The sequence below is a fragment of the Streptococcus mitis genome, from assembly GCF_946188375.1.
In the GTDB taxonomy this organism is placed as follows: Bacteria; Bacillota; Bacilli; order Lactobacillales; family Streptococcaceae; genus Streptococcus; species Streptococcus mitis_CX.
Genome location: NZ_CAMHUS010000005.1, coordinates 92,460 through 119,389 on the forward strand (window position 1 = coordinate 92,460; position 26,930 = coordinate 119,389).

General features: G+C 40.9%; 28 protein-coding genes, 1 tRNA gene and 1 pseudogene. 8 read left to right on the forward strand and 22 right to left on the reverse strand.

Annotated elements, in window-relative coordinates; translation table 11 throughout:
* Positions 1-20: 20 nt before the first annotated feature.
* Together N8M16_RS06320 and pepA are read right to left on the reverse strand one after the other, a co-directional pair.
* The gene (locus N8M16_RS06320) at positions 21-317 is read right to left on the reverse strand and encodes a bacteriocin immunity family protein (RefSeq protein ID WP_084954033.1); all 297 of its coding nucleotides are present in this window, start codon (positions 315-317) and stop codon (positions 21-23) included.
* 21 nt (positions 318-338) lie between these two features.
* Positions 339-1,403 carry a glutamyl aminopeptidase gene (pepA, locus tag N8M16_RS06325; protein ID WP_261069826.1) on the reverse strand — a complete coding sequence of 355 codons (1,065 nt, stop codon included), beginning with the start codon at positions 1,401-1,403 and terminating at the stop codon, positions 339-341.
* Positions 1,404-1,697: 294 nt separating this feature from the next.
* Here pepA and galE point away from each other — a divergent pair, with 294 nt between their 5' ends.
* From galE to N8M16_RS06350, 5 genes are all read left to right on the forward strand, one after another.
* Positions 1,698-2,696 carry a UDP-glucose 4-epimerase GalE gene (galE, locus tag N8M16_RS06330; protein ID WP_229294558.1) on the forward strand — a complete coding sequence of 333 codons (999 nt, stop codon included), beginning with the start codon at positions 1,698-1,700 and terminating at the stop codon, positions 2,694-2,696.
* A 143-nt stretch (positions 2,697-2,839) separates the two neighbouring features.
* A complete protein-coding gene (locus N8M16_RS06335) occupies positions 2,840-3,799 on the forward strand; it encodes an ABC transporter permease (protein WP_261069827.1) in 960 nt (319 codons plus the stop codon).
* Positions 3,789-4,745, forward strand: coding sequence for an iron chelate uptake ABC transporter family permease subunit (locus N8M16_RS06340; protein WP_261069828.1), 957 nt, complete (start codon positions 3,789-3,791; stop codon positions 4,743-4,745). The genes N8M16_RS06335 and N8M16_RS06340 overlap by 11 nt, the downstream gene beginning before the upstream one ends.
* Positions 4,742-5,494 (forward strand): iron ABC transporter ATP-binding protein, encoded by a 753-nt coding sequence (locus N8M16_RS06345; RefSeq protein WP_261069829.1) that lies wholly within the window; start codon positions 4,742-4,744, stop codon positions 5,492-5,494. The genes N8M16_RS06340 and N8M16_RS06345 overlap by 4 nt, the downstream gene beginning before the upstream one ends.
* Positions 5,495-5,593: 99 nt before the next feature.
* The gene (locus N8M16_RS06350; protein WP_261069830.1) at positions 5,594-6,559 is read left to right on the forward strand and encodes a siderophore ABC transporter substrate-binding protein; all 966 of its coding nucleotides are present in this window, start codon (positions 5,594-5,596) and stop codon (positions 6,557-6,559) included.
* A 110-nt stretch (positions 6,560-6,669) separates the two neighbouring features.
* On the opposite strand, the gene yidD is transcribed toward N8M16_RS06350, so the two are convergent.
* From yidD to N8M16_RS06425, 15 genes and pseudogenes are all read right to left on the reverse strand, one after another.
* A complete protein-coding gene (gene yidD / locus N8M16_RS06355; RefSeq protein WP_084927008.1) occupies positions 6,670-6,912 on the reverse strand; it encodes a membrane protein insertion efficiency factor YidD in 243 nt (80 codons plus the stop codon).
* A complete protein-coding gene (locus N8M16_RS06360; RefSeq protein WP_001222228.1) occupies positions 6,912-7,634 on the reverse strand; it encodes a pseudouridine synthase in 723 nt (240 codons plus the stop codon). The genes yidD and N8M16_RS06360 overlap by 1 nt, the downstream gene beginning before the upstream one ends.
* A complete protein-coding gene (scpB, locus tag N8M16_RS06365; RefSeq protein ID WP_024057383.1) occupies positions 7,621-8,190 on the reverse strand; it encodes an SMC-Scp complex subunit ScpB in 570 nt (189 codons plus the stop codon). The genes N8M16_RS06360 and scpB overlap by 14 nt, the downstream gene beginning before the upstream one ends.
* An 18-nt stretch (positions 8,191-8,208) precedes the next feature.
* On the reverse strand, positions 8,209-8,937 hold the full coding sequence (locus N8M16_RS06370) for a segregation/condensation protein A (protein ID WP_024057382.1): 729 nt from the start codon (positions 8,935-8,937) through the stop codon (positions 8,209-8,211).
* Positions 8,937-9,671 carry a site-specific tyrosine recombinase XerD gene (gene xerD, locus N8M16_RS06375; protein WP_282184717.1) on the reverse strand — a complete coding sequence of 245 codons (735 nt, stop codon included), beginning with the start codon at positions 9,669-9,671 and terminating at the stop codon, positions 8,937-8,939. Before xerD ends, N8M16_RS06370 begins: the two co-directional genes overlap by 1 nt.
* Positions 9,668-10,129: a cyclic-di-AMP-binding protein CbpB gene (gene cbpB / locus N8M16_RS06380; protein WP_049499725.1), complete on the reverse strand. Its 462-nt coding sequence runs from the start codon at positions 10,127-10,129 to the stop codon at positions 9,668-9,670. Before cbpB ends, xerD begins: the two co-directional genes overlap by 4 nt.
* Entirely contained in the window at positions 10,126-10,647 is a 522-nt protein-coding gene (locus N8M16_RS06385; RefSeq protein ID WP_261030241.1) for a metallophosphoesterase, read from the reverse strand. Before N8M16_RS06385 ends, cbpB begins: the two co-directional genes overlap by 4 nt.
* Entirely contained in the window at positions 10,623-11,594 is a 972-nt protein-coding gene (locus N8M16_RS06390) for a nucleoside-triphosphate diphosphatase (RefSeq protein ID WP_125454630.1), read from the reverse strand. Before N8M16_RS06390 ends, N8M16_RS06385 begins: the two co-directional genes overlap by 25 nt.
* Complete coding sequence (gene racE / locus N8M16_RS06395; protein WP_049543738.1) at positions 11,591-12,385, reverse strand: glutamate racemase; 795 nt, start codon at positions 12,383-12,385, stop codon at positions 11,591-11,593. The genes N8M16_RS06390 and racE overlap by 4 nt, the downstream gene beginning before the upstream one ends.
* A gap of 199 nt (positions 12,386-12,584) precedes the next feature.
* On the reverse strand, positions 12,585-12,833 hold the full coding sequence (locus N8M16_RS06400; protein ID WP_000364990.1) for a YneF family protein: 249 nt from the start codon (positions 12,831-12,833) through the stop codon (positions 12,585-12,587).
* Between the two features lie 206 nt (positions 12,834-13,039).
* Positions 13,040-13,843 carry an ABC transporter ATP-binding protein gene (locus N8M16_RS06405; RefSeq protein ID WP_000157661.1) on the reverse strand — a complete coding sequence of 268 codons (804 nt, stop codon included), beginning with the start codon at positions 13,841-13,843 and terminating at the stop codon, positions 13,040-13,042.
* Positions 13,844-13,855: 12 nt separating this feature from the next.
* Entirely contained in the window at positions 13,856-14,749 is an 894-nt protein-coding gene (locus tag N8M16_RS06410) for an ABC transporter permease (RefSeq protein ID WP_000011439.1), read from the reverse strand.
* 11 nt (positions 14,750-14,760) lie between these two features.
* Positions 14,761-15,738, reverse strand: coding sequence for an ABC transporter substrate-binding protein (locus tag N8M16_RS06415; protein ID WP_060627154.1), 978 nt, complete (start codon positions 15,736-15,738; stop codon positions 14,761-14,763).
* Between the two features lie 391 nt (positions 15,739-16,129).
* Positions 16,130-16,249 (reverse strand): annotated as a pseudogene (locus N8M16_RS06420) (IS630 family transposase); the annotation flags it as partial.
* A gap of 202 nt (positions 16,250-16,451) precedes the next feature.
* The gene (locus N8M16_RS06425; RefSeq protein WP_261069831.1) at positions 16,452-18,077 is read right to left on the reverse strand and encodes a malolactic enzyme; all 1,626 of its coding nucleotides are present in this window, start codon (positions 18,075-18,077) and stop codon (positions 16,452-16,454) included.
* Between the two features lie 272 nt (positions 18,078-18,349).
* Between N8M16_RS06425 and N8M16_RS06430 the strand changes: the two genes are divergently transcribed.
* Positions 18,350-18,700: a helix-turn-helix domain-containing protein gene (locus N8M16_RS06430; RefSeq protein ID WP_000208712.1), complete on the forward strand. Its 351-nt coding sequence runs from the start codon at positions 18,350-18,352 to the stop codon at positions 18,698-18,700.
* A 127-nt stretch (positions 18,701-18,827) separates the two neighbouring features.
* Entirely contained in the window at positions 18,828-19,706 is an 879-nt protein-coding gene (locus tag N8M16_RS06435) for a LysR family transcriptional regulator (protein WP_261069832.1), read from the forward strand.
* A 440-nt stretch (positions 19,707-20,146) separates the two neighbouring features.
* Here N8M16_RS06435 and N8M16_RS06440 read toward each other — a convergent pair whose 3' ends face one another.
* From N8M16_RS06440 to N8M16_RS06460, 5 genes are all read right to left on the reverse strand, one after another.
* The gene (locus tag N8M16_RS06440; RefSeq protein ID WP_261069833.1) at positions 20,147-21,073 is read right to left on the reverse strand and encodes an ATP-binding cassette domain-containing protein; all 927 of its coding nucleotides are present in this window, start codon (positions 21,071-21,073) and stop codon (positions 20,147-20,149) included.
* A 10-nt stretch (positions 21,074-21,083) separates the two neighbouring features.
* Positions 21,084-22,151: an ABC transporter ATP-binding protein gene (locus N8M16_RS06445; RefSeq protein WP_045605536.1), complete on the reverse strand. Its 1,068-nt coding sequence runs from the start codon at positions 22,149-22,151 to the stop codon at positions 21,084-21,086.
* Positions 22,152-22,159: 8 nt separating this feature from the next.
* Positions 22,160-23,086, reverse strand: a complete 927-nt coding sequence (gene oppC / locus N8M16_RS06450; protein ID WP_000103691.1) for an oligopeptide ABC transporter permease OppC — start codon at positions 23,084-23,086, stop codon at positions 22,160-22,162.
* The gene (locus N8M16_RS06455; RefSeq protein WP_261069834.1) at positions 23,086-24,582 is read right to left on the reverse strand and encodes an ABC transporter permease; all 1,497 of its coding nucleotides are present in this window, start codon (positions 24,580-24,582) and stop codon (positions 23,086-23,088) included. The genes oppC and N8M16_RS06455 overlap by 1 nt, the downstream gene beginning before the upstream one ends.
* Positions 24,583-24,648: 66 nt before the next feature.
* Positions 24,649-26,637, reverse strand: a complete 1,989-nt coding sequence (locus N8M16_RS06460; protein WP_261069835.1) for a peptide ABC transporter substrate-binding protein — start codon at positions 26,635-26,637, stop codon at positions 24,649-24,651.
* A gap of 161 nt (positions 26,638-26,798) precedes the next feature.
* On the opposite strand from N8M16_RS06460, the gene N8M16_RS06465 reads away from it, so the two are divergent.
* Positions 26,799-26,869, forward strand: a tRNA-Cys gene (locus N8M16_RS06465).
* The last annotated feature ends 61 nt before the right edge of the window (positions 26,870-26,930 follow it).

Consider the following 26,930-nt stretch of genomic DNA (forward strand, 5'->3'; position numbering starts at 1 on the left):
TGCTTTGATTCACAATGGAATCAAAGCATTTTAAAGAGTTCCCCATACATAATCGCAGAAGCTGCGGTTCCTCTGTACTTAGCTTCTTCTCTTTTGATAAAACGAGCCAAGTTGAGCAGCTCAGGTGCCGGATGTTTGGGATTTAGGAGCAATTCACGATTGACCAGGCCTGAGAGACGAACTGCCAACAATTGCTCATTTGTAGTAGGCAGTTTTTTAGCAGTCTCTAGGAGAGCAGCAACTAAATCTTCACTCAAATCATGTCGAGCATGATTGTAAAGATCTTTTATAAGGCTTTCTAGGTTTGGTTCTACCATCCCTACCACCTCCCTTATGGTTTAATAATTTTTAATCAAATCAACCGTTGAACGATCCAATCTTTTCACCAAGGCTTGTAAGAAGGCTTGAGCTTCTAGGAAATCATCCATAGCATAGAGGGTTTGGTGAGAATGGATATAACGAGCGCAGACACCGATAGTTGTTGATGGAACACCACCATTTTTCAGATGAGCTGCTCCTGCATCCGTTCCGCCTTTACCACAGTAGTATTGGTACTTGATTCCAGCTTCTTCAGCAGTTGTCAAAAGGAAATCCTTCATCCCTGGGAGAAGCAAGTGACCTGGGTCGTAGAAACGAATCAAGGTTCCATCCCCAATCTTGCCTTGACCGCCATAAACATCACCTGCTGGTGAGCAATCAACTGCTAGGAAGACTTCTGGATCAAACTTGGTTGTAGATGTATGAGCACCGCGGAGACCAACTTCTTCTTGGACGTTAGAGCCAAGATAGAGTTCATTTCCGAGTTTTTGACCTGACAGAGCTTCTGCCAACTCGCTCACCATAAGAACTCCATAGCGATTGTCCCAAGCTTTTGAAATGATATTTTTTTCATTGGCTGTTAAGATAGCGGAACTATCTGGGACAATGGTGTCACCAGGACGGATTCCAAAGCTTTCTGCCTCAGCCTTATCCGCAAAACCGCCATCAAAGACGATATCTGCAATGGCAGGCATGGTTGGTCCGCCCTTACCACGAGTCAAATGTGGCGGAACAGAGCCTGAAATCACAGGAATTTCACGACCGTCACGAGTAAAGAGTTTAAAGCGCTGGCTACTAACCACCATAGGATTCCAACCACCGATTTCTACGACACGGAAGGTACCATCTGGCTTTATTTCGCTGACCATAAAACCAACTTCATCCATGTGAGAAGCGACCAAGACGCGCGGTGCATCTGCAGCTTCTGAATGTTTGATACCAAAAATACCACCCAAGCCATCTGTCACCACTTCATCCACGTGCGGTGTCAACTTTTCACGAAGATAAGCACGGACAGGTGCTTCATGACCTGAGATCGCAGCAAGTTCTGTTACTTCTTTGATTTTTGAAAATAATGTTGTCATTTCAGTTCCTTCTTTCTTTCATCCATTTTACCACTTTTTATAGGAGAAGGATAGCGGGAAGGTGGATTTCTAAGTTAGTATCTTAGTTTTGCTCTATCTTAGAAATGAATTGTATTCTCTTGCATTTGAAGTAAAATCTAAAAAAATTCCAAGATTCACTCGAAATTTTATTCCCAAACAAAAAAACAATCCGATGCCAAAATCGTTCAGATTTTTCATAAAATTTGCAGAAAATAGTTGACTTTGCCTTCTTATTTCTTTAAAATAGTACAAAACTAGGAAAAGGAAAAAATCATGACCAAAACAATTCTTGTTACAGGTGGAGCTGGCTATATTGGCTCCCATACCGTTAAAGCTCTTTTAAATGCTGGCTATCAGGTACATGTTCTAGATAATCTCTCTACAGGAAATCGTTCGGCTGTGGATAGTCGTGCTAGCTTTAAGCAACTAGATGTTTATGATTCTAGTGCTCTAAAAGCTTACTTAGAAGAAAATAAGATTGATGCTGTTCTTCATTGTGCAGGTGAAATTGTTGTGAGCGAAAGTATTGAAAACCCAAGTAAATACTTCACTGCCAATGTTGCTGGTATGAACCAAGTTCTCAAAGTCTTATCTGAAGTTGGCATTCAAAAAATCATGTTCTCTTCGACTGCTTCCCTCTATGGTAATAACTGTATTGACAAGCCAGCAACTGAAGATACCCTGCTCGACCCTGTCAATCCTTATGCAGAGACAAAACTGATGGGTGAACGAATGATTTACTGGATGGCCAATCGCTACGACTGGAAATATGTCATTTTCCGTTACTTTAATGTTGCTGGAGCTGAAATGGATGCTTCAAACGGTCTGCGAGTGAAAAATCCAACTCATATCATTCCCAACATCAACAAGACCGCATTGGGACAAAATGATAGCCTGAAAATATTTGGAGATGACTATGATACACGTGATGGTTCATGTATTCGAGATTACATTCATGTCTTGGACCTTGCACAGGCTCATGTTAAAGGAATGAACTACCTATTTCAAGAAAACAGTTCTTCTCAAATCTTTAACTTGGGAACTGAAAAAGGCTATACCGTCAAAGAAATCTTTAAAACTGCTGAAGAACTACTGAATAAAAAAATACCCCACGAAATTGTTGCTCGCCGTGCTGGGGACCCAGCCAGCGTCCTAGCAGACGCATCAAAAGCTAAAAAATATCTTGATTGGAAGGCTAGCTACTCCCTCGAAGATATTATTTTATCAGATTATCGTTGGCGTGTTAAAGAAGGCAAAAACATTTTGGAATAGGATAACAGAGGAGAAGGTCCTGGTACTCTCTCCTTGTTTTATTCATTAAATTGTCAGAAAATTTATTGACAGATTAAAGAAATCGTGTTACAGTAATATCCGCAGGTATCTTTCGGTACCAAATCTACATGAAAGGACGGGGTATGAAACTTTCTCATTATTTAATTGGCTTACTTCTACTCCTAGTCTTTCTCTCTATTAGCATTGGGACCAGTGATTTTTCATGGGGAAAGCTATTTGATTTCGACCAGCAGACCTGGCTCCTCTTTCAAGAGTCCCGTCTCCCAAGAACCATCAGCATTCTCCTTGTGGCCTCTAGTATGAGTATGGCAGGACTTCTCATGCAGACTATCACTCAAAATCAGTTTGCTGCTCCAAGTACAGTTGGGACCACTGAAGCTGCCAAACTGGGAATGGTATTGAGCCTCTTTGTCTTTCCGTCGGCTAGTCTGACCCAAAAGATGCTCTTCGCTTTTGTTTCATCCATCGTATTCACCCTCTTCTTCCTAGCCTTTATGACCATTTTTACTATAAAGGAAAGGTGGATGTTGCCTCTGATTGGGATCATCTATAGTGGAATTATCGGTTCTGTGACAGAAGTTATCGCCTACCGTTTCAATCTGGTTCAGAGTATGACTGCCTGGACCCAGGGCTCCTTCTCCATGATTCAGACTCATCAGTATGAATGGCTCTTTTTAGGCCTCATTATCCTGATAGCCGTTTGGAAATTATCCCAAACCTTTACCATCATGAATCTAGGAAAAGAAACCAGTGAAAGTTTGGGGATTTCCTACTCCCTACTTGAAAAACTGGCCCTCTTTCTGGTGGCGCTAACGACTAGTGTCACCATGATTACCGTGGGTGGCTTGCCATTTCTCGGGGTCATCGTTCCCAATCTTGTTCGCAAGCACTATGGAGATAATCTAAGTCAGACCAAACTCATCGTCGCTCTGGTCGGTGCCAATCTAGTTCTGGCCTGCGACATCCTATCCCGAGTCTTGATTCGGCCCTATGAGCTGTCTGTCAGTCTCTTGCTAGGAATCATCGGTAGCCTCGTCTTTATCCTACTTCTCTGGAGAGGGGGACGAAAAGATGCAGTCTAAAAGCAAACATACCAAGCTCTTCTGGATTCTCATTATTCTTGCCATCGGAGCTTGCCTTCTCTACTTTTGGCCCATCACTCACTTGTCAGCCTTTTCTTGGAAGTTGCGTTCCCAAAAAATCATCGTTTATCTCTTGGTAGCTATCGCGACAGGGATTTCGACCATTAGTTTTCAAACCCTGACGGAAAATCGCTTCCTGACACCTAGTATTTTAGGAATCGAATCCTTCTATGTTTTGCTACAAACCCTGCTACTGGTTTTTGAAAGCAAGTTTCTTCAACTTGTCAAGTCCCCTATCTTAGAATTCCTAGTCTTGCTTCTGCTTCAATCCCTCTTCTTTCTCGTCTTACAAGGCTACTTGAAGACACTGATGAAGCAAGACCTTGTCTTCATTCTGTTGATCTGTCTAGCCCTCGGAAGTCTCTTTCGAAATATCAGTACCTTCCTCCAAGTCCTGATGGATCCAAATGAATACGATAAACTGCAAAACAGTCTCTTTGCTTCCTTTCAACATCTCAACACTTCCATCCTAGCCATCGGTTCTCTGATTATCCTTGCTTTGACACTCTTTTTCTTTCGAAAAGCAGTCATTCTGGATGTCTTGCACCTGCAAAGAGAAACGGCTCAGATATTGGGGCTCGATGTTGAAAAAGAACAGAGAGAACTCCTCTGGGGTATCGTGCTTTTGACCTCAACAGCAACTGCCCTGGTAGGACCTATGGCCTTCTTCGGCTTTATGCTAGCCAACCTCACCTACCTGATTGTCAAAGACTATCGGCACAAGTTACTCTTTATCGTAGCCATTCTGGTTGGATTTATTAGCTTGACCTTGGGGCAGGCCCTGATTGAACGAGTCTTTGCACTGGAAATTCGCATCAGCATGATCATCGAGAGCGTAGGTGGTCTCTTATTCTTTATCTTACTATACAGGAGGGCGCGTCAGTGAAACTGGAAAACATTGACAAATCCATTCAAAAACAGGATATTTTGCAAGGTATTACGCTTGAAGTCAGTCCTCAGAAACTGACAGCCTTTATTGGTCCAAATGGTGCTGGAAAATCAACTCTCCTCTCCATCATGAGCAGACTGACCAAGAAGGATCAGGGAATACTCAGTATCAAAGGCCGTGAAATCGAGAGCTGGAATTCGCAAGAACTGGCTCAAGAACTGACTATCCTAAAGCAGAAAATCAATTACCAAGCCAAATTGACGGTTGAAGAACTGGTCAGTTTTGGACGTTTTCCCTACAGCCGAGGTCGACTGAGACCAGAAGATTGGGAAAAAATCCGAGAAACTATGGACTATTTAGAACTGACCAACTTAAAAGACCGCTACATCGATAGCCTGTCTGGAGGACAACTCCAGCGGGTCTTTATCGCTATGGTACTGGCCCAGGATACAGACTTTATCTTGCTGGACGAACCACTCAACAATCTCGACATCAAACAAAGCGTCAGCATGATGCAGATTCTTCGACGACTGGTGGAGGAACTCGGCAAGACCATTATCATCGTTCTCCACGATATTAACATGGCCAGCCAGTATGCGGATGAAATTATCGCCTTCAAGGACGGTCAAGTCTTTAGCAAGGGAAGAACCGATCAAATCATGCAGACTGACCTGCTCAGTCAACTATATGAGATTCCCATCACGCTAGCTGATATCAATGGCAAAAAGATCTGCATCTATAGCTAGCAACATAGAAGCTCAAGTTAGAGAACCCTCAGTCTCTTAACTAACAAACCTAGCTAAGAGACTCCCTACAACGTTATCACATTTTAAAAAGAAGAAATTATGAAAACATCCCTTAAACTTTATCTCACTGCCCTAGTGGCCAGCTTCTTGCTCCTACTTGGTGCATGTAGTACAAACTCAAGCACTAGTAAGACAGAGTCAAGTAGCTCTACTCCAACAGAGGTAACCATTAAAAGTTCACTAGGTATAGTCACACTTTCAAAAGTCCCTGAAAAGATTGTGACCTTTGACCTCGGTGCTGCGGATACTATTCGCGCTTTAGGTTTTGAAAAGAATATCGTCGGAATGCCTATAAAAACTGTTCCGACTTATCTTAAAGACCTAGCTGGAAAAGTTAAAAATGTTGGTTCTATGGTTGAGCCAGACCTAGAAGCCCTTGCTGCTCTTGAACCAGACCTAATTATCGCTTCACCACGTACCCAAAAATTCGTAGATAAGTTCAACGAAATCGCTCCGACTGTTCTCTTCCAAGCAGGCAAAGATGACTACTGGACTTCTACCAAGGCTAATATCGAATCCCTAGCAAGCGCCTTTGGTGAAACTGGTACACAGAAAGCCAAGGAAGAATTGGCCAAGCTAGACAAGAGCATACAAGAAGTCGCTACTAAAAATGAAAGTTCTGACAAAAAAGCCCTTGCCATCCTCCTCAACGAAGGGAAAATGGCTGCCTTTGGTGCCCAATCTCGTTTCTCTTTCTTGTACCAAACCTTGAAATTCAAGCCAACAGATACTCAATTTGAAGACTCTCGCCACGGACAAGAAGTCAGCTTTGAAAGTGTCAAAGAAATCAATCCTGACATCCTCTTTGTCATCAACCGTACCCTTGCCATCGGTGGGGACAACTCAAGCAACGACGGCGTCCTAGAAAATGCCCTTATCGCTGAAACTCCTGCTGCTAAAAATGGCAAGATTATCCAACTAACACCAGACCTCTGGTATCTAAGCGGAGGCGGACTTGAATCAACCAAACTTATGATTGAAGACGCACAAAAAACCTTGAAATAAGCTACTTTAAACTCAATCACATCTTTACATGATAAAACGCATCCTATCAGACTCACTCAAACCTGATAGGATGCGTTTTTATCATTTCACTAAAATACTTTTACCCAGCCTCATTTTTCTTCTTGATTCCGTTTGAGTGAAAAATGGTCTGGGACGGGGTCCTTACCTGTTTTCGACCAGGGATGGCAACGTAAAATCCGAGCTAAGCCCATCAAAACACCCTTGAAGCCATGTTTTTCAATAGCCTCAATCATATAGTTTGAGCAAGTAGGCTCAAAACGACAAGAAGGTGGAAAGGCTGGCGAGATAAAACGTTGGTAAAAGCGCACAGGCGCTATTAAAATTCGTTTCATTATTTCTTGGTTACAGCCATGGTATGTAGTTGGCTGATTTCTTTTTTGTTAAGACGACGGGATTCTCCTGGACGGAGTCCTGTCAAGTCTAGATGTCCAAAACGGGTCCGTGACAACTTGTCCACTTGAAGACCGACAGCTTCAAACATCTTTTTAACCTGGTGGTTACGCCCTTCATGGATAGTCAACTGTACCACAGAGCGGTTTTTAACTGGGTCCACTTTGAGAATCTCATAGACAGCCGGCTTGGTTTTCTTGCCATCAATCTCAAGTCCACGGGTCAAGGGACGAAGATTGTCCTTATTGGCCACACCTTTAACACGCGCGACATAAACCTTGTCAATCTCATTACGAGGGTGAATCATCTCATCCGTAAAATCCCCATCATTGGTCAAAATCAAGACTCCTGATGTATCCCAGTCCAAACGACCTACAGGGTAGATGCGCTCTTTGACATTGGGCAAGAGGTCGACAACCGTCTTGCGACCCTTGTCATCTGTCACACTGGAAATGACACCGCGTGGTTTGTTAAGTAGATAATAGACCTTTTCTTCGTTGTAGATAGGCTGACCTTCAACTTCGACCTTGTCACCAGACTTGATGGTCGTTGCTAGTTCACGTACCACCTGGCCGTTGACCGTCACCAAACCTTGCTTGATCAGCTCTTCTGCTTTTCTCCTACTGGCCACACCTGCGTGGGCAATATACTTATTGATTCTCATCTTCTTCTATCCTTTCACCAAATAATTGGCTTTCTTGGGCTTGAATCTCAAGCTCATCAATCACTGGTAATTCTTCTAAATGGTTTATCCCCATGTAATCTAGGAAATAATCTGTAGTCACATAGAGGTTGGGGCGCCCCAACACTTCTTTTTTCCCGTCTTCCTTTATCAGGTCAAAAGCCTGCAACTTTGCCAAGGCCCCACTCGAGTTGACCCCACGGATGGCATCAATTTCTATTCGTGTGATAGGCTGTTTGTAGGCAATGATGGACAAGGTCTCAAGAGCTGCCCGAGACAAGCTCTGGTTGATAGGTGCCTTAGAGTATTCCTTCAAAATCTCTACAAATTGAGGCTTGGTCACCAATCTATAAGCTCCCCCTGTCTCAATCAGAGCCAAACTGGAATCTGGGTCCTTTTCATACTTCTGGGCTAATTTTTCTAAACTCTGTTGGATGCCTGTCGGTGGCAGAGAGAGGAGTTCAGCTAACTGGCGGACTCTAATCCCATCTTCACCCGCTACAAACAAGAGCGCTTCTATTTTTGCTAAAGTACTCATCTTTCCTCTCTATCAAGTCTAGCTTTGGGCCACTTGACTTTCTTCCTTCTTTTCCATGAGATAGATATCTCCGAAACTCTCCTCTTGCACAAGAATCAGCTCCTGGGTTTTGATTAACTCTAGGGTTGCCAAAAAGAGGGTGATAACCTCTTGGACATTCTGGGCTTCCTTGAACAAATCCTGCAAGCGCAATTGATCTCGTCCAGCCAAGGACTCTTTCACGATAACCATCATGTCCTCAATCTTATACTCATCCCGCAGGATAGTCGTATGATTCTGTTCAAACTCCTCTTTTTTCTTGGCTAGGATATTTGAAAAAGCCAAAAAGAGGTCAATGGTCGTCTTGTCATGCACAAGCTCCGCATCTTCGTAAATCAATTCTGTCGGCGCTTTGGAATAGTGCTGGGCCCGTTCTTGGTGCTTGGCTTCCAAGTGTTCACCCAAGAGCTTGAATTTGCGGTATTCTTCGATTTGGGAGAGAAGATCCTGCTCTAGGTCATCTTCCAAATTTGTCACTTCTGCTATCTTTGGCAAGAGCTTGCGACTCTTGATCAACATGAGCTGACTGGCCATGACCATATACTCTCCCGTCACTTCCAGACGCATGGCCTGCAGGGTTGAGACATAGGCTAGATATTGTTCGATGACTTCCGTAATGGGCACATCGTAGATATCCATCTGGTACTTAGAAACAAGGTGCAAGAGCAAGTCCAGGGGCCCTTCAAAATCTTTTAATTTAATATCCATTATCTATATTTTTCTAAGGTCAGGACTGTTTTTAATCCTAATTTTTTTGCAATTTCGTACAAATCGACCTTGTTTTCAATTTGTCGTAGAATGAACTGTTCCCGCAATGCTTGGGCTGATAAGGCTGGAAAACCTTTCTCCTTGACAAAAGCTTCTAACTGACGAAAGGCCCACTGACGGGAATAAGCTTTCCCTCCCCTTTCAAAGAGATAGGTCTGCCCCATCAAGGGTTCCAATTCTGAAAGCAAGGTCGTGGGAATGGTGACAATCCTCTGTTGGGAAGCCTTCTTGATTCGCAACACCTGAAAGTCCAGATTGATATCCGCAACCTTGAGAGCTAAAATCTCACTCGGCAAGAGGCCCATTTCTAGGATTAAGAGCGCTAGCAAGCGACCCTCTGGATAGTCGCTTTCCTGCCAAAAAGAGTCTAGGTCTAACAATTCTGGCTTTTCGGTCTTCTTTTCAGCTTGTTTAGCTAATTCCAAGCGGTAAAAGCTATCCACTTCTCCTTTTTGATAGAGAAAGTAGAGAAATTGGTTACAGGCCGAAATCTTTCGCTTCTGGGCGCTGATCTTTAGATTGGTTAGCTGGGCTTGGTAAATCTTGAGACTGGTCTCAGAAATCCGCTCGCCTACCAAATCTAAAAACTGTTCTAAATCATACTTATAGGACTGCTTGGAATTGACAGACAAGCCTTGCTTTTCTTCTAAAAAGGCTGAAATCCTATCTCTCATTTGCATCGAATCTCATATTCCTTACTAAAGTCATGCAAGAGGGCATTGACTGCCTTGAGGATAGACTTACGTGTGATAATTCCCTGGAAGATACCATTCTTATCTACTACAGGGAGGAAGGACTCATCCACTAGCTTGTGCAAGACCTCCGTAATGGTAAAATCAGGCGAGACGACCGCTACGTCCGTTCTCGTCATATGAACGATATCCGTATCTGCCATGATTTCTTGACTCAAGTCATGCTCCATCTGATAAGCCATAATATCTCTGAGCCCAATCGTCCCAACAAACTGTTTTTCATCTGTCACAACAGGAACACGGGTATAGGTCATCTGACTGAGCAAGAGGGTCGCGTGATCCGCATTGTGAGTATCAATCAACACAGCTAGATTTTTAGCAGGAGTCAAAAAAGTTTCCTCCTGCCCCAACAAGAAAGTCTCAAACTCCTTGGCAATCATCGGCTAAACTCCTTGGACAAGCCCGGATACACCTCATGGGCTCGTGTCAAAAAGTCCACTTTGAAATAACTGTCATCAATCTCCACACGAGCATAGAGACATTCTCTGACGGTACCACGTGGTTGACTGATTGAGCCTGGATTTAGAAAGAGGGTCTTGCCTTCCATCCAAGCATTTGGCACATGCAAGTGACCATAGAGGCAGATATCGGCTTCTTCTTCCTGAGCCCAGTAGTCCAACTTTTGAAAATTGAAATTGATATCAAACAAATGACCATGAGTTTGGATAATCTTGGTCGAACCAAGCTCAGTCACCAGACGTTCTGGATAGCCTGCGTAGAAGTCCATATTCCCTTTAACAACACGGATGCCTTCCCAAAGGGGAGAATCGGGACGCAGTTCAGAATCGCCGTTATGAAAAACGGCATCAACTTTGCCCACATAGCGATCACGGATTTCTTCCACAATCAAGCTATCGCCATGGGAATCGCTCATTACAATGATGGTTTGCTTTGCCATGATGGAAATACCTCCAAAAGTTTCTTAACGGCTAAGGCACGGTGAGATTGGCTATTTTTTTCTTCAAGGGTTAATTCAGCTGAGGACTTGCCTGTCTCTCCTACAAGGAAGAGAGGGTCATAGCCAAAGCCATTTTCACCCTTAGGTTCAAAGTTAATGTAGCCAGGCCAGTCTGCTTCAACAACCAAGCTTTCCTTGTTTGGACTGGCTACGACTAGGGTTGTATGGAATTGAGCCGAGCGGTCCTTGAGTTCAAAGACCATGGCCAATTCGTGCAAGAGTTTGGCATTGTTTTCACGGTCAGTAGCTCCCACTCCTGCGAAACGAGCTGACCAGACACCTGGCAAGCCACCAAGGACATCGACTTTGAGACCTGAGTCATCTGCCAAAACCATCTTGCCCGTTAATTGGGAAATGGTTTCTGCCTTGAGACGGGCATTTTCTTCGAAGGTCATGCCTGTTTCTGCTACTTCAGGCAAGTCAGGATAGTCATTGAGATTTTCCACATCGTAGCCTAGCTTGTCAAAGATAGCTCGGAATTCCTTGGTCTTGCCCTCGTTACGAGTCGCAATCAATAAGGTTTCTCTGACCTTGCTTGTCTCAAAGAAATCATGAACATTGACCCCTTCTTTAGGCAATGCTACATGCAGGAGTTGCGCATTTTCAATCAAGAGAAAAGCTCCCTGACGTTGGATGACTTCCAGATTTCGTCCCATTTCTTGGTTGAGGATATCTACCACAAAAGACAATAAACGGTAGAGAGAACCATAGCGTAAAACAATCACAGAAATAGGAAAACCTTGTTCCTCATCTCGAAATCTTTGGGCAAACTCAAATAGAGGAAAATCCAAGTCTTCATCAGTCAATGTCCGGACACCACCAAAAATACTATATGAGCCGACATACCAGTCCTGGTCATCCTTGTATTCATAAATTTTATTTGTCATAATTCTACATGCTCCACATGAATCTCTTTTTCAAGCCATTCTTCACCAATTTGTGCAAAACTTTGGCTGCTGGCTGTTGTGTAAAAACGGTGATTAAGTGGTCCAGCATCGCGACCACGATTGATTTCAAAATAATTGAGTAAGACTGAGATGTCTCGTACGCACTCTGCCCCACTATCGATGAGCTGAACCTTGGGCCCCATGACATTTTGAATAATAGGTCTGAGGAGTGGATAGTGGGTACAGCCCAAAATCAGGCTATCCACCTTTCCAACCAAGGGACGCAGGGTTTCATAGACCACTTTCTTGGTGACACTGGTTGACAGGGCGCCAGACTCAACCAAAGGGGCAAACTTGGGACAAGCCAAACTCTCCACCTGTAAATCCGGATCCAGATCGTTAATTTTCTGACGATAGATGTCTGATTGTACCGTCATGGGCGTTCCAATGACTCCGATTTTCCCACCTTGGCTGGACTTGATGGCTGCCGAAGCTCCTGGCAAAATCACACCTAGGACGGGAATGTCTAGTTGAGCCTTAATTTCTTCCCAGACGACCGCAGTCGCAGTGTTACAAGCAATGACAATCATTTTGACATCCTTGGTCAAGAGAAAATTGACCAGCTGCCAAGTATATTCACGAATTTGCTCAGCAGGACGGGGACCATAGGGCGCCCGCGCCGAATCTCCAATATAGACGATTTCTTCATGGGGAAGCTGGCGCATGAGCTCCCGCACAACGGTCAAACCCCCGACACCCGAATCCAAAAAACCAATTGGTCGATTATCCATACAGTCTTCTTTCTAGTCTTTTTTCTGATTGATAGTTCATTATGATTACTTGTCTTTAAGAACTGAAGGACAGCTTCAACAACTACTATCTCTCTTAATCATAATCAAATATCAATAGAATGCAAGGAAAAAGTCTCATCCCTAAACCATAGCCAACATAGTGAGAAGTCTGGAACTTTCATCCCAGACTTTTCCTTATTCATTTTTTCTTTTTATTGTTAGCAAGGGCTGCTTTTTGTTGGCGGATGATTTGGTGGTAAACTTGTTGTACCTTAGCTTCGCTTGGTTTTTGACCATTTGCACTCAAAAGAGTACGAACCGCTTCAGCATTCAAACGTGGGTTGTCAGCGAACTCTTTTTCAATTTGCTTACGAACCAAGTACATTCCTCCAAGAGCTCCTCCTAGAAAAGCTAGCACAATCAATACAATTGCTAATAGTAAATCCATTATTTTTCTCCTGTTTCTTTTTGAGTCTCTTTCATTATACCACAAAATAGCCACCCTGACCAGTTTGTTTTACGCTTTCAGAGATGGAATAGACAGCAAAAAGAACCCTGCTTTTATGCGAAAGAGGGCTCCTTGTTGCGTTTAATTTACATAAATAGCCAGTGTAAGAAATAAAAGACTGAAACACTAGATCTCAGCCTTTTTCTTTATCCCAAAACTAATTCATCACTGACTAGACTTTGGCCACTATTTTTCTGGAAGAGATGCATGAGATCTTCAACTGTCAGATGCTTTTTCTCCTCTCCCTTGACATCCACCACTATCTTACCCTGATAGAGCATAATGAGACGATTACCATACTCAATCGCATGGTTCATATCGTGGGTAATCATCAAAGTCGTCAATTGATGGTGTTCCACAATCTTTTGCGTCAAGTCCATCACCATTTGACTCGTTTTCGGATCAAGTGCCGCAGTATGTTCATCCAAAAGCAAAAGTTTGGGTTTCACCAGAGCTGCCATGACTAGGGTCAAGGCCTGTCTTTGTCCTCCTGAGAGGTATTGAGTATCCACTTTCAAGCGGTTTTCAAGACCAATATTCAACTCTTTCAAGGCTTCTTGAAACTGGATTCTATCCTTCTCCTTCACGCCCCAACCAAGCCCTCTCTTCTGCCCGCGTCTCAAGGCAATAGCCATATTCTCCTCAATCGTCAAACGAGAAGCTGTTCCCATCTTAGGATCTTGAAAAACACGGGCAATATCCTTGGCTCTCTTTCTTACACTAAGATTTTTAATGGATTTGCCTGCCAATAAAAGGTCCCCTTCATCCACCGATAGATTGCCAGCCAAGATATTCATCAAAGTGGATTTCCCTGCTCCATTTCCACCAATCACAGAGATAAAATCTCCCTCTTCAACCTCTAAGTCTAATCCTTTGAGGACATGGTTCTCATTGACCGTCCCTGCTTCAAAGGTTTTGTGAATATTTTCAAGTGTTAACAAACTTGCCATAACTTTCTCCTCCTATTCATTTCTCAGTTTCAAACCACGAATCTTTAATCTCTTTTGCAGTTCTGGTGCAAATAACACTAAGGCTAGCAAGATTGCATTAAAGAGACGTACCAGGTTTTGATCTAGATTTGGAATTTCATAGATATTTAAAATAATCAAACGGTAAACAATGGCACCGATTCCGATAGATAACAAGCGACCTCCAATGGTCAAGTCGTGTATCAAAACTTCTGCAATAATAACTGCACTCAAACCAACAACGATGGTTCCTGTCCCAGAGGTTACGTCTGAAAATCCATCATTTTGAGCGAACAAGGAACCACACAGGGCAATCAAACCATTTGAAATCATGTAACCAACAATCTTCATGGTGTCTACATTGACCCCATTAGCCTCACTCATCGGAATATTGTCCCCAGTCGAACGCAAGACCAATCCAATCTCCGTTTTCATCAAAAGAGTCAAGACCAAACAAACAAGTAGGAGACAGGCCAAACTGAATGAGAAAACAGCTTCTTCATTTGTCAGCCCCAAGCTCGCCAATTGTTTAAAGACAGTTGAAGAATCTCCCAAGGAAAGGTTGGGCACACTGCCCATGATTTTAATATTGATTGAATAAAGCCCTGTCAAGGTCACAATCCCTGTCAAGAGAGCTGGGATTTTCATCTTGGTGTGGAGCATTCCTGATACAAGACCAGCTACCATACCTGCCAGCAAAGCAAGTAAGGTCGCAATCCAAGGATTTGTCCCTGCCTGTATCTGCGATACAACGACAGCTGCCCCCAAAGGAAAGGCTCCTTCAGCAGTCATATCCGCAATATCCAAAATACGGAAAGTCAAGTAAACTCCAATGGCCATAATCGACCACAACAAACCTTCTGATAAACTAGATAATACAAAACTCATCTTAAACCTCCCTATTCCTTGCCTTCTAACTTACTAATATCAATTCCTAGTGCATCTGCCATTTCTTGATTGGTATGCAATTCCAGTTTTTCAGGCAACTCAACTGCTATATTTTCTGGTTTCTCACCTTTTAAGACACGAATCAACATGCGGGCTGTCTGCCGTCCCAATTCTTCATAATTGGTACCGTAGTTATACAAACCACCAACCGCAATCATTTCCGTTGAGCCACCGAATACTGGAACCTTGTGTTTAATAGAAACCTGCTTAACTGTTTCCATGGTTGACGAAATGATATTGTCCGTTGGTACAAAAACCATATCCACTTCTGCCATCAAACTCTCTGCTGCCGCCTTGACATTGTTACTGTCCAAGATTGTTTTTTCAACAACGGTAAAGCCTTTTTCTTCCAGAAGTCGCTTAGCTTCATCCTTTTGGACAACTGAGTTTGGCTCGCTCTGAGTATAGAGGATTCCAATTGTTTTAGCTTTTGGCAACACTTTCTTTATCAAATTGATTTGGGTTGAGATAGCATCTGATGACTGATCACTTGTTCCAGTTACATTTCCCCCCGGATGTTCTCTTGACTCAACCAACTTGGCACTGACAGGATCTGTTACAGCTGAAAAGATAACCGGTGTCGTTTGTGTTGTATTAGCCAAGCTCTGAGCAGAAGGCGTTGCGATGGCTAGAACGACATCACTAGATTCTGCTAGTTGCTGGGAAATCGTTTTTAGATTTCTTTGTTCTCCCTGTGCATTTTGCAAATCAATCTCGATATTTTTCCCCTCAATATAGCCTTGTTTAGCTAGTTCATCTACAAACCCTTCTCTAGTAGCGTCCAAAGATTGATGAGTAATAAATTGCGAAATACCGATACGAAAAACGTCTTTTTTCTTATCTGCCTTCAACTGATGCAAACTAATCAGAGAGGTCAAGAGGATCCCCACTACCAAGAGAGGGGCTAGTAATTTTCGAACAACTTTCATAATGAAACTCCTTCTCAGAAAAGATAAAACAAAAAACCGCCTAGATACTATCTAAACGGATGCTTGAAATAATCTAACAAGTTATAACTTTGCTAGTCCATTTAGATATTCATCTATATGGACCACAATCAAAAATCTTAGCCACATAGATACAAACAAATTGCTTGAACTGTTTGCATCCATGGTGACATGTCTACAAACACTATCTAAAGTAGCTAAAGTAAAAGTTTTGATTCATCGTTACAGCTTGTTTCTTATTCATTTCTTTTTCTGCTTTCTTTTTTGATGTTTCTTATCTTACCACCTTTTTCATCACCTGTCAAGAATATTTCAGAATTTTTTAAAATTTTTCGAAAATTCTTTCATAATTCTTTCAATTCTTTTAGGATAATTTCAAAGATTTGCCCATTAGACAAAATAGAACGATTTGAAGACTTTTATGGTATTCAGTTGTACTAGAGTTTTTTAAAAGTGTTTTGATGGCTTGTATTTCTTCTTTGGTTGATTTCATATCACTATTATATAATGCATTTTGATTTTAGTGTAGTATTAAACTGACTCTTGGCAGTCGGACAAAAAATCGACAGTTATTTTATACTGTTTAAAACCAATAGTCAATACGACAATCTCTTTACTTTTCGGCTATCAACTCTGTAAATTGCTAACATATCCAAAATAAGCCAAGTATCCCGAGGATAGGCAACAGAAATGAATTATTTATACTCTGGATACCACTTCAAATCACGAACTGCTTTGGCCATATCTGTTTCCTTAGCGCGTGCAAGACCTTGCTCTTGTGCTTTTTTAGCGACTGCTTCTGCTACTTTAATAGAAACATCTGCTACATACTTGAATGGTGGCAAGACAGGAGCTCCTGGTTGGCCTGGATCGACAATACCACTCAATGAATGCGCCGCTGCTCCAATCATTTCATCAGTCAAAAGACTTGCTTCAGAAGCCAGCATACCTAGACCAAGACCTGGGTAAATCAGGGCATTATTTGCTTGACCAATCACATAGTCTACACCTTTATAAGAAACCGTATCAGCAGGAATTCCTGTTGCGACAAAAGCTTTGCCATCTGACCATTCAATCAAATCTTTGGCACTAGCTTCTGCCAATTTAGTTGGATTTGACAAAGGGAAGATCATTGGACGTTCTGTGTTTTCACACATAGCTTCTACTATTTCTTTAGTGAAGGTATTAGGCTGAGTTGAAGTTCCTACAAGAATAGTTGGCTTCACAGTCTTCACTACTTCAAGCAGGTCAGTCAACTTATCTGCGTTACTAAAGTCAGCACGTTTCTTAGCAAATGGTTTTTGCTCTGGTGTCAAGTCATCCATGTCATCAAAGAGAAGACCTTGTTTATCAACCATAATGAAACGTTTATAAGCTTCTTCTTCAGAAAGACCTTCACTTACCATTTCACGAAGAACACGAGAGGCAATTCCTGCACCCGCAGTACCACCACCATAGCAGAGATAAACTTGATCTGTTAATTTTTCACCACTAATATCCAGCGAACCGAAGATACCACCCAAGGTAACGATTCCTGTACCTTGAATATCATCATTAAAGGTCGGGATTTGTTTCCGGTATTTTTCAAGAATATTGGCAGCATTCAAGCGGCCGAAGTCTTCCCAGTGAAGGTAGAGTTTAGGAAAGAGACGTTCTGCTGTTTGAACAAATTGGTCAATGAAGTCGTAGTAACGATCTCCGCGGACCCTTTCGTGACGATTTCCTAAGTAATTAGAATTGTTACGAAGTTCTTCACGGTTAGTCCCTGCATCAATGACTAAAGGAAGGACCATCGAAGGATCGATTCCAGCAGCACCCGTATAGACCATCAATTTCCCAACAGAAATATCGACACCATTTGTTCCCCAGTCGCCAATTCCAAGGATTCCTTCTGCATCTGTTACAACAATGAGACGAATCTCGCGACCCCCGGCAGCGTTTTTCAAAGTAGCTTCAATATTTTCAGGATGATTGATATCAAGATATCCCGCATATTGGGGATCTACAAAAAGATCACTATAGCCTTCAATCGTATCTGCAATGGTTGGATCATATACAATTGGATTGAATTCTTTCAAATGTTGAGAAAAGAGGTAATAGAAAAGAGTCCTGTTGGTATTAAAAATTTCCATTAGGAAAAGACGTTTTTCCAAATCATTGGCTTTTGTTTGCATTTGTGCATAAGTTTGCGCCGCTTGTTCTTCAATCGTTTGAACATACGGTGGCAGTAAACCAATAAGGCCTAGTTCCTTTCGCTCCTCTAAGGTAAAGGCAGTACCTTTATTGAGGAAAGGATTGTTTAAAATATCATGTGCAGTCATAGTGCAAGCTCCTTTTTACTTATATTATACCACATGAAACGAATTGTTCGTAAAACGTTGTTGTTTAAATAATACAATTGTATACGCATATGTTATAAATTTCTGAACTCATCAAACTCTCGATGATCTCTCTTTACTAAAAGTTTCGAGTAAAATAAACCAATCATACAAATTGACAATCCTCATTAAAATAAATATCATCTAGGTATGTTATGTAATACTTTGTATTTTTTAAGGTGTTTTTTGTCATATAAAACTTGTATTCTATTTATATGACAACTAAAAACTATTTACAACAATATATTTCCCAAAAAGTGAAATATTTTCGAACACAGAATAAAATGAGCCAGGAAGAACTTTCGGAACAAGCAGGACTCGGGCTTAAGTATATCAATCAACTTGAAAACCAAAATGTGAATCTGACCATTCACAGTCTTGAAAAAGTGATTGACGCCCTAGAAATGACCCCAGAGGAATTTTTCAATTTTGATAGCCTTGAATCAACCTCTGATAAGAGTGACAATCTTTCACTCAAAAGAATCAACATGAAGATTAAACAGCTCCCTATTGATAAACGAGAAAAAATGTTGGTCATTTTTGAGAGTATCTTAGATAATCTTTGAAATCCCTGACTCACTTACATTTTAACTGGTGAATACTCGTATAGTCAAATTGTAGGATACGGATAAAAATTATTTATCTGCTGTTTTCCACTTATTTTCCTTCTCCAACTAATGAAAGTGAACCCATATGAATTTAAAAGATCTACAATATTTTTATGACCTCTGCCAGCTTCAATCCTATACGGAAGTAGCAAAACAACATAAAGTCAGCCAACCATCTATTTCTTATGCTATCAAGCGCTTAGAGGAAGCCTTTAACTGCAAATTGATTCACCATGACCCCTCGCATCGTTCCTTCAAGCTAACTCCTCAAGGACAAATCCTTCTAAAGCATACAGAACTGATCTTACCTGAGGTCATTTCTACTCAAAAAGAAATTAACCGCTCCTTGGCACAATACTCTACTGTAGGATTCCCTCCTATTATCATTCAGTATCTCTTCGCTGCCTTAAACGAAAAAGATAAATTCGATTTTTTAAAAAAGATACGCCCTATCCGCGGTGGCTCCGTAGAGTTATTAAACCTTCTCCTTAAGGGAGACCTTAATGCAAGCCTACTCGGTTTAATTGAACCTCTCAATTATCCTTCAATAGAGACACACGAGCTATTTCATAAAGAACTGTATATCGTTTTATCTAAGAACCATCCTTTTGCCACTGTTCCTTCCCTCGCTTTTGAAGAATTAGTAGATCAATCCTTTATACTCTTAGACGAACACTTTGTTCACCTGAAAGCTTTTGAAATACTTAATCAAAAGTATCAAAACAAGGCAGAAATATTCTTTAAGACGGATGATATTGTCATTCTTAAAGAACTTTTAAAGAAAGGGATTGGCCTTAGTTTACTGGCTGATATCGCACTTTCTGATGAAGATGATGATTTAATAAAAATCCCTCTTATACCGAAGGATAAGATAACTTTTACAGTTTATTACGCTTACCTTAAATCAGCTACATCGTCATCAGAAATAGAAGCCTTATTTAAACTCCTTAAATCATATGAATAGAAAAAACTCTAACTATCAATGAACTGATAGCTAGAGTTTTTTACATTGTAGATATTATACTCAATGAAAATCAAAAAGCAAACTAGGAAGCTAGCCGCAGGCTGCTCAAAACACTGTTTTGAGGTTATAGATAAGACTGACGAAGTCAGTCACATATATACGATAAGGCGACGCTGACGTGCTTTGAAGAGATTTTCGAAGAGTATTAGACTATAGTAGATTGAAGCTAGAGTAATACGCCGCGACTTCTATAACTTTTCTAGAAATTAATTTGACTTTCCTAATCAAGTTGTTAAGATTTTATTTCATCTCACTATAATTCAATGATTTTCTAAGAATTCTATTTCTCTCGAAAACTCTTTCAAAGTTTTTTCAAATCAGTCCAACAAAAAAGGTTTATAATTCCCATATCAATTTTTATGGAAATTATAAAACCATTATTAGTTTAGTCCTTGTTGGTAACGCGCCAATTCGGCTTGGTTAGCCCAAACATAGTGGCCTGGACAGATTTCTACCATAGATGGTTTATCAGTCTCATAGTCGTGTTGACTTGGATCGTAAACCTTCAATACCTTCTTGCGTTCCAAGATTGGATCTGGGATTGGTACCGCTGAAAGCAAGGCTTGAGTATATGGGTGAATTGGATTGTTAAACAATTCTTCTGTTTCTGCAACCTCTACAATAACACCCTTGTAAATAACTGCGATACGATCTGAAATAAAACGAACAACCGACAAGTCATGGGCGATGAAGAGATAGGTCAAACCAAGTTCTTTTTGGAATTTTTTAAGCAAGTTCAAGACTTGGGCACGCACAGAAACGTCCAAGGCTGAAATTGGCTCATCTGCAATAACAAAGTCTGGTTGCATGACCAAGGCACGGGCAATACCAATACGTTGACGTTGACCACCTGAAAACTCATGAGGATAACGAGTCAAGTGCTCAGCAAGAAGACCTACTTCACGGATAATATTTTGTACTTTCTCTTTACGTTCTTCTTCATCCTTAAATAAACGGTGATTGTAAAGACCTTCAGAAATAATATAATCAACAGTGGCACGTTCATTCAAACTTGCTGCAGGGTCTTGGAAAATCATCTGGATACGACGAATCAATTCCGCAGCTTGTTCACGCGATTTCTTACCATTAATCTTTTGACCATCAAAAATGATATCACCATTACTTGTATCATTTAGACCGATTATCGCACGACCAATAGTTGTTTTCCCACTACCTGACTCACCTACAAGCGAGAAAGTTTCTCCCTTGTTGATAAAGAAGTTAGCATTTTTAACCGCGACAAACTTCTTACTTCCTTCACCGAAGGAAATTTCTAAATCTTTGATTTCTACTAATTTTTCAGACATTTCCTTCCTCCTAGTCAGCCAGATGGGCAAATCCCATTTTTTCACGGATCTTATCATGGAGATTTGCAATCACAGCTGGTTTTTCTACTTTTGGAGCATCCTCATGAAGTAGCCAAGTTTTAGCCCAATGTGTCTCTGATACTGAGAATTGAGGAGCTTTTTGTTCGAAGTCAATCTGCATTGCATAGTCAGAACGCAAGGCAAAGGCATCCCCTTTCAGGTCAGTATAAAGTGACGGAGGTGTTCCTGGGATTGAGTAAAGATCCCCTTTATCATCAGCAAGCTGAGGCAAGCTAGACAAGAGACTCCATGTATATGGATGGCGAGGGTCATAGAAGACTTCCTCAACAGTTCCATACTCAACAATTTCTCCTGCATACATAACCGCTACCTTATCCGCAATACTTGCTACCACACCAAGGTCGTGAGTGATAAAGATTGTTGTGAAATGATACTCATTTTGTAATGACTTGAGCAAATCAATAATCTGTGCTTGGATGGTTACATCCAAGGCAGTTGTTGGCTCATCACAGATCAAGACATCAGGTCGGCAGGCAAGGGCAATCGCAATAACGATACGTTGACGCATTCCTCCAGAATATTGGAATGGGTATTCATCAAAACGTCTATCTGCGTCTGGAATCCCAACCTTATTCATGTAGTCAATGGCCAATTCTTTCGCTTCTTTGGCTGTTTTTCCTTGATGTTTTACAATAACTTCTGTAATCTGACTACCAATTGTTTTAATTGGATCCAAACTAGTCATTGGATCTTGGAAGATAGTCGCAATCTTAGCACCACGAATTTGTTCCCAATCTTTGTGAGAAGATAGAGATGTCAAATCCTGACCACGGTAGTCAATGCTACCTTGAGCAATACGACCATTTTCTTCAAGCATACCTGTGAAGGTCTTTGTCAAAACAGATTTTCCTGATCCTGACTCACCTACCAAGGCTAATACTTCTCCTTCAACTAGTTCAAGGGAAACGCCGCGAATGGCTGTCAATACTTTGTCACGAACGTCAAATTCCACGACAATATCGCGAGCAGTCAAAATTACATTTTTTTCTTTTGTCATTTCTACTCCTATCTATGTGTACGTGGATCACTAGCATCCGCTAAGTTTTGACCAACTACGAAAAGGGACAAGGATACCAAAACAAGAGTTGTCAATGGAATCCAGAACAAGTAAGCATTAGTTGTTACGTTTTGTGAATAATCCGAAATCAAACGACCCAAACTTGGCACTGTAATCGGTAATCCAAGACCGAAGAATGACAAGAAGGCTTCGTATGAGATAAAGCTTGGAAGCATTTGAGTCATGGTTGTCACAATAACAGATACCAATTGTGGCATGATATTTTTGGCAACAATCTTCAAGGTTGGTGTTCCCAGAGTACGTGACGCCAAGTTGTATTCCAAGTCACGATAACGCAAGATTTGCACACGGATCATGAAGGCAATCCCAATCCATGTCGTCACACTCATGGCAAAAATCAGATTCCAGAATCCAGCTCCGATTGAGTAAGTCAAGACAATGACAATCAAAAGAGATGGGATGTTTGAGATGACGTTATAAACTTCCATCATCACGCGGTCAACTGATTTTGAAATTCCCCAAATACCACCGACAAAAACACCGATAACCAAGTTAATTACTGTCGCAATCACAGAAATGAGGATAGAGTTACGAGCTCCGAACCAGACACCGTCAAAAAGAGATTTACCGTTACTGTCTGTACCGAACCAATGCTCAGCATTTGGCTTGATATAACGAGCACTAAAGTCGTTTACCTTGCTGACATCATTAAAATCAAACTTAGAAAACATTGGGTAGATGAAACTCATCAAAATGATAGCTACCAAGATTCCCAACATGACTACAGTTGATTTTTTCTTCATAAATTGTCTAAACACTGAGCCCCAGTAAGAATAGGCTGGCGCATCAATGGCTTCAGAGGCAAAATCGTCACGTTTTACAAACTGAAATTTTTCTTTATCGATTGTAGACATTATTTGCCTCCTTTCTCAGTCAATTTAATACGTGGGTCAATAATCGTCATCCAAATATCTCCCAAAAGAAGTGAGAAGATAGAAATACATGTAAAGATGAAGACAAGACCTACGACCATAGAGTTATTAGATGCTTTTACAGAGTCAATCAACATTTTACCCATACCTGGGAAGGCGAAGACTGTTTCAGTAAGGGTTGCACCACCGATAACCCCGATAACGGCACCAGGAATTCCTGAAACCAGCGGAACCATGGCATTTTTAAAGATGTGTTTGTTTGAAATTTCTTTTTCAGACAAACCTTTTGCACGAGCAAAACGAACAAAGTCCTGTGATTGTAAGTCAATCATATAACGACGAATCCAAATGGCTGTACCAGGAGCACCCAACAAACCAAGGATAACTGCTGGTAAAACATACGAACGCCAATCTCCAGCACCCAAGATAGGGAATGAATCTGGCAAACCGATTGAAGAACCAGCCAAACGAACGATATAAACCAAGGCAATTGTTGGAAGAGCCATCAAGAAGGTCAAAGCCCCTGTTGAGAAGCTATCAATCCAAGTATTCTTGAATCGAGCCATAGCTGAACCAAGTGGCACGGCAATCGCATAAGAAATCACCAAACCGATCAATCCAACAACAGCAGAGCTGGCAATCATTGAAGGATATTGGTAGTTACTTTCAGTAGCCGTATAAGGATCATCTTTTCCGTAGTTAGCTACTTCACGAGAGTCAGCCTGACTAGGAGACTTGTAGGTTCTTGAGTAAATATTTACAGAAGAAGTTTTCTTACCTGTTGGGAACTGAACTTGAGATGTTTTTGTTTGTCCTTGTCCCTGAGTAATAACCTGCAAAACAGGACTATTAGCATAGGTTGGATAAGAGTCACCTAAATTAATGTTCACAAAGTTTTGATGCACAAACGGGAACTGACTATTGAAGTACAAGAGATATTTATGTTTAGTTCCTGAACCAACCAAGGACCATCCGATCGCTGGATCGTTTTCGAAACGAAGGTAACGCTTCAAGTCTGGATTTTCAGGGTCTTGAATTTTATTAGTATGGTCAATGTCAATCAAGTTAGCATAGAAGTGAAAAACACGTTCAAAAATTGGGATTTCACGAGTAGCGTAGAATTGGCCACTTTCAGTAAATTCTCCTAGGGTCCAACCATGACCGATTTGTTTGATGTATTTTTCATAGATAGCCTTGTTGGTATCATTGGCGTCAACTGTTACAGAAGCATCCATCTGGCTAGCTTTTTCTTGCAACTCTTTGGTATCGTAGTACTCGATATAGCCCATACGCTCATAAACAGTATTCTCATAGTTATCACGTTTATCAGCAGTTGTAGCAATCTTGTTATAGTTGGTATCCTGTTTGAAAATCAATTTTCGAGGAACCATTGTATAGATAATCGTGTAGGTCAAGGTTGTTACTAAGAAGATAGAAACCAAGGACCGCAAAACACGCATAAAAATATATTTTTTCATATCATTTCCTTTAAAAATCCCAAAAGAACCTTCTCCTCATGGAGAGAAAGTTCTATTGAAAATTATTTACTTCACATGACTTGCCAATTCTTTTTGAGCTTTCTCGTTTGACTCAGTCTTTTCTTTCAACCATTTTTCACGAGCTTTTTCATACTCTTCTTTGGTGATTGCTTTTTCACCAACTTCAGTGTACTTCAAGTATCCTGAATTTTCACCTTTAAGGCCGGCTACTGAATATGAAGAGCTAAATGGTAGAACTTTTGAAACATATGAAACGGCTGTTTCTTTAGGAGAAGCCATTACTGGAATTGTCAAAGCATTATCAGTCAACCAAGCTTGTGCCACCGCGTATTTTTCATAACGTTTTTGAACATCTTGGTTTTCGCTGTTTGCGTCATCAAGTAATTTTCCATAGTCAGCTAAACCAAGTTTGCTTACTACTGATGCATCTGTGTTTTGGTCAATACCAAGGTAAAGACGAGTGCTTCCTCCCTTAAGGACGAATTGATCCAAGAAAGTAGAAGGATCTTGATAGTCAGGGTTCCATCCTAGCAAGGTATGGATATCCCAGTCTTGCTCTTTAGCTGTTGGAGCGCTAAATGAAATTGGTAAAGCTTCTGCTTGAGTCATTTGTTGTAAGTCTACAACAACATTATCTGAACCCAATACTTTTTCAATTGATTGTTTCAATGATTGAACACGGTTTACAACCGCTGTTGATTCTTGGATAACCAAGGCATCCAAGTGGATTGGGAATTCAACACCTTCAGCTTGTAGGCTTGATTTTGCTTTAGCAAAGACTTCTTTCGCTTTTTCTTCATTGTAAAGTCCATTTTGAGAATCTGCTAGAGACACGTTTGACCAAGTAGAAGAATTTGTCTTAGCCAAGCTATCTTGTACCAATTCACCAAATGTTTTCTTACCAACTTGAAGATTATAAGGTGCAAATGTATTACGGATGGCTACTGCAGCTCCATCAGTGCCATTTGTTTGAGCTGAATAAGAATTGCGATCGACAGCAAAGTTCAAGGCTTGACGGAATTCCTTGTTTAGCAATGCTTTCTGAGTAGATGTCTTTTGGGCATCACTTGTTTTGGCAGTGTGGTTATAGGTTGTACGGCCATAGTTCAAGCTGACAGTTGCAACACCCGCACCTGGTTCATTAAAGTAAATGTTATCTTTAAAGTCAGCTGCATATTTTTCATATGTAGAACTTGTAGGGAAGATACGAGCCTTGCTATATTGACCATCAGAAAAACCTTTGGCAATTACATCTTGATCCTTACCATCCCAAAAAGTGAACTTAACATTCTCAATTTTTACATTTTCTTTGTCCCAGTAAGCATCATTTTTAGCCATCTCGATAGATGATTTTGGAGTTACAGATTTTAAGACAAATGGACCGTTATAAAGAATAGAGTTAGCATCTGTTGGGGCACCAAAACCTTCACCTTTTGAAGTTAAGAATTCTTCATTAACCGGCATCAAAACACCACTCGTTGTCTTGTCATTCCAGAAAGTTTCTGGCTGGTTCAAGGTATATTCTAGTGTTTGATCATCAAGTGCTTTTACTCCAACGGTTGAAAAATCACTTGTTTCACCCTTGATATATGCTTCTAATCCTTTAATAGAAGAGCTAACGATTGAAAGTCCTTTTGATTTTCCATCTACGGCGTGTTTCAAACCAGTAACGAAGTCTTTAGCAGTTACAGGAGCGTATTCTTCTCCCTCTGCTGTCACCCATTTAGCATCCTTACGGATTTTATAGGTATAAGTCAAACCATCTTTTGAAACTGTCCATGATTCAGCAATAGAAGGAACCAGGTTACCATATTTATCATTAGCCAACAAACCATCTACAGCATTTGTTGTGACGAATGATGTTGAATCGATATTGCTGACGATATAATCCAAGGTTTCTGGATCTGTTTGATAAACATATTGGTAATCTTTTGCTAGTTTAGCATTATTTGAACTAGTGTTTGAACACGCAGCTAGAACTCCTGACGCTAATAAGGTAGCTCCCGCTACAGCAAGCACTTGACTTTTTTTCATTTATTTACTCCTCTTATAAATAAAGTATAGGTTATCATCAATTATATCATAGATTTCAAGAAAAGTAAACGAATTTTCAGAATATTTAGGCTTATTGATACAAAAAATCTGAAAAAGCTATTGACTGAAAATCATTTTCAAGGTATAATAATAAACGTTAAGGCGGTATAGCCAAGTGGTAAGGCACGGCTCTGCAAAAGCTTGATCGTCGGTTCAAATCCGTCTACCGCCTTTCAATACCGAATTTATCGGAATTTATCAAGACAAAAAGCCCGTAAAATAGGGCTTTTTTA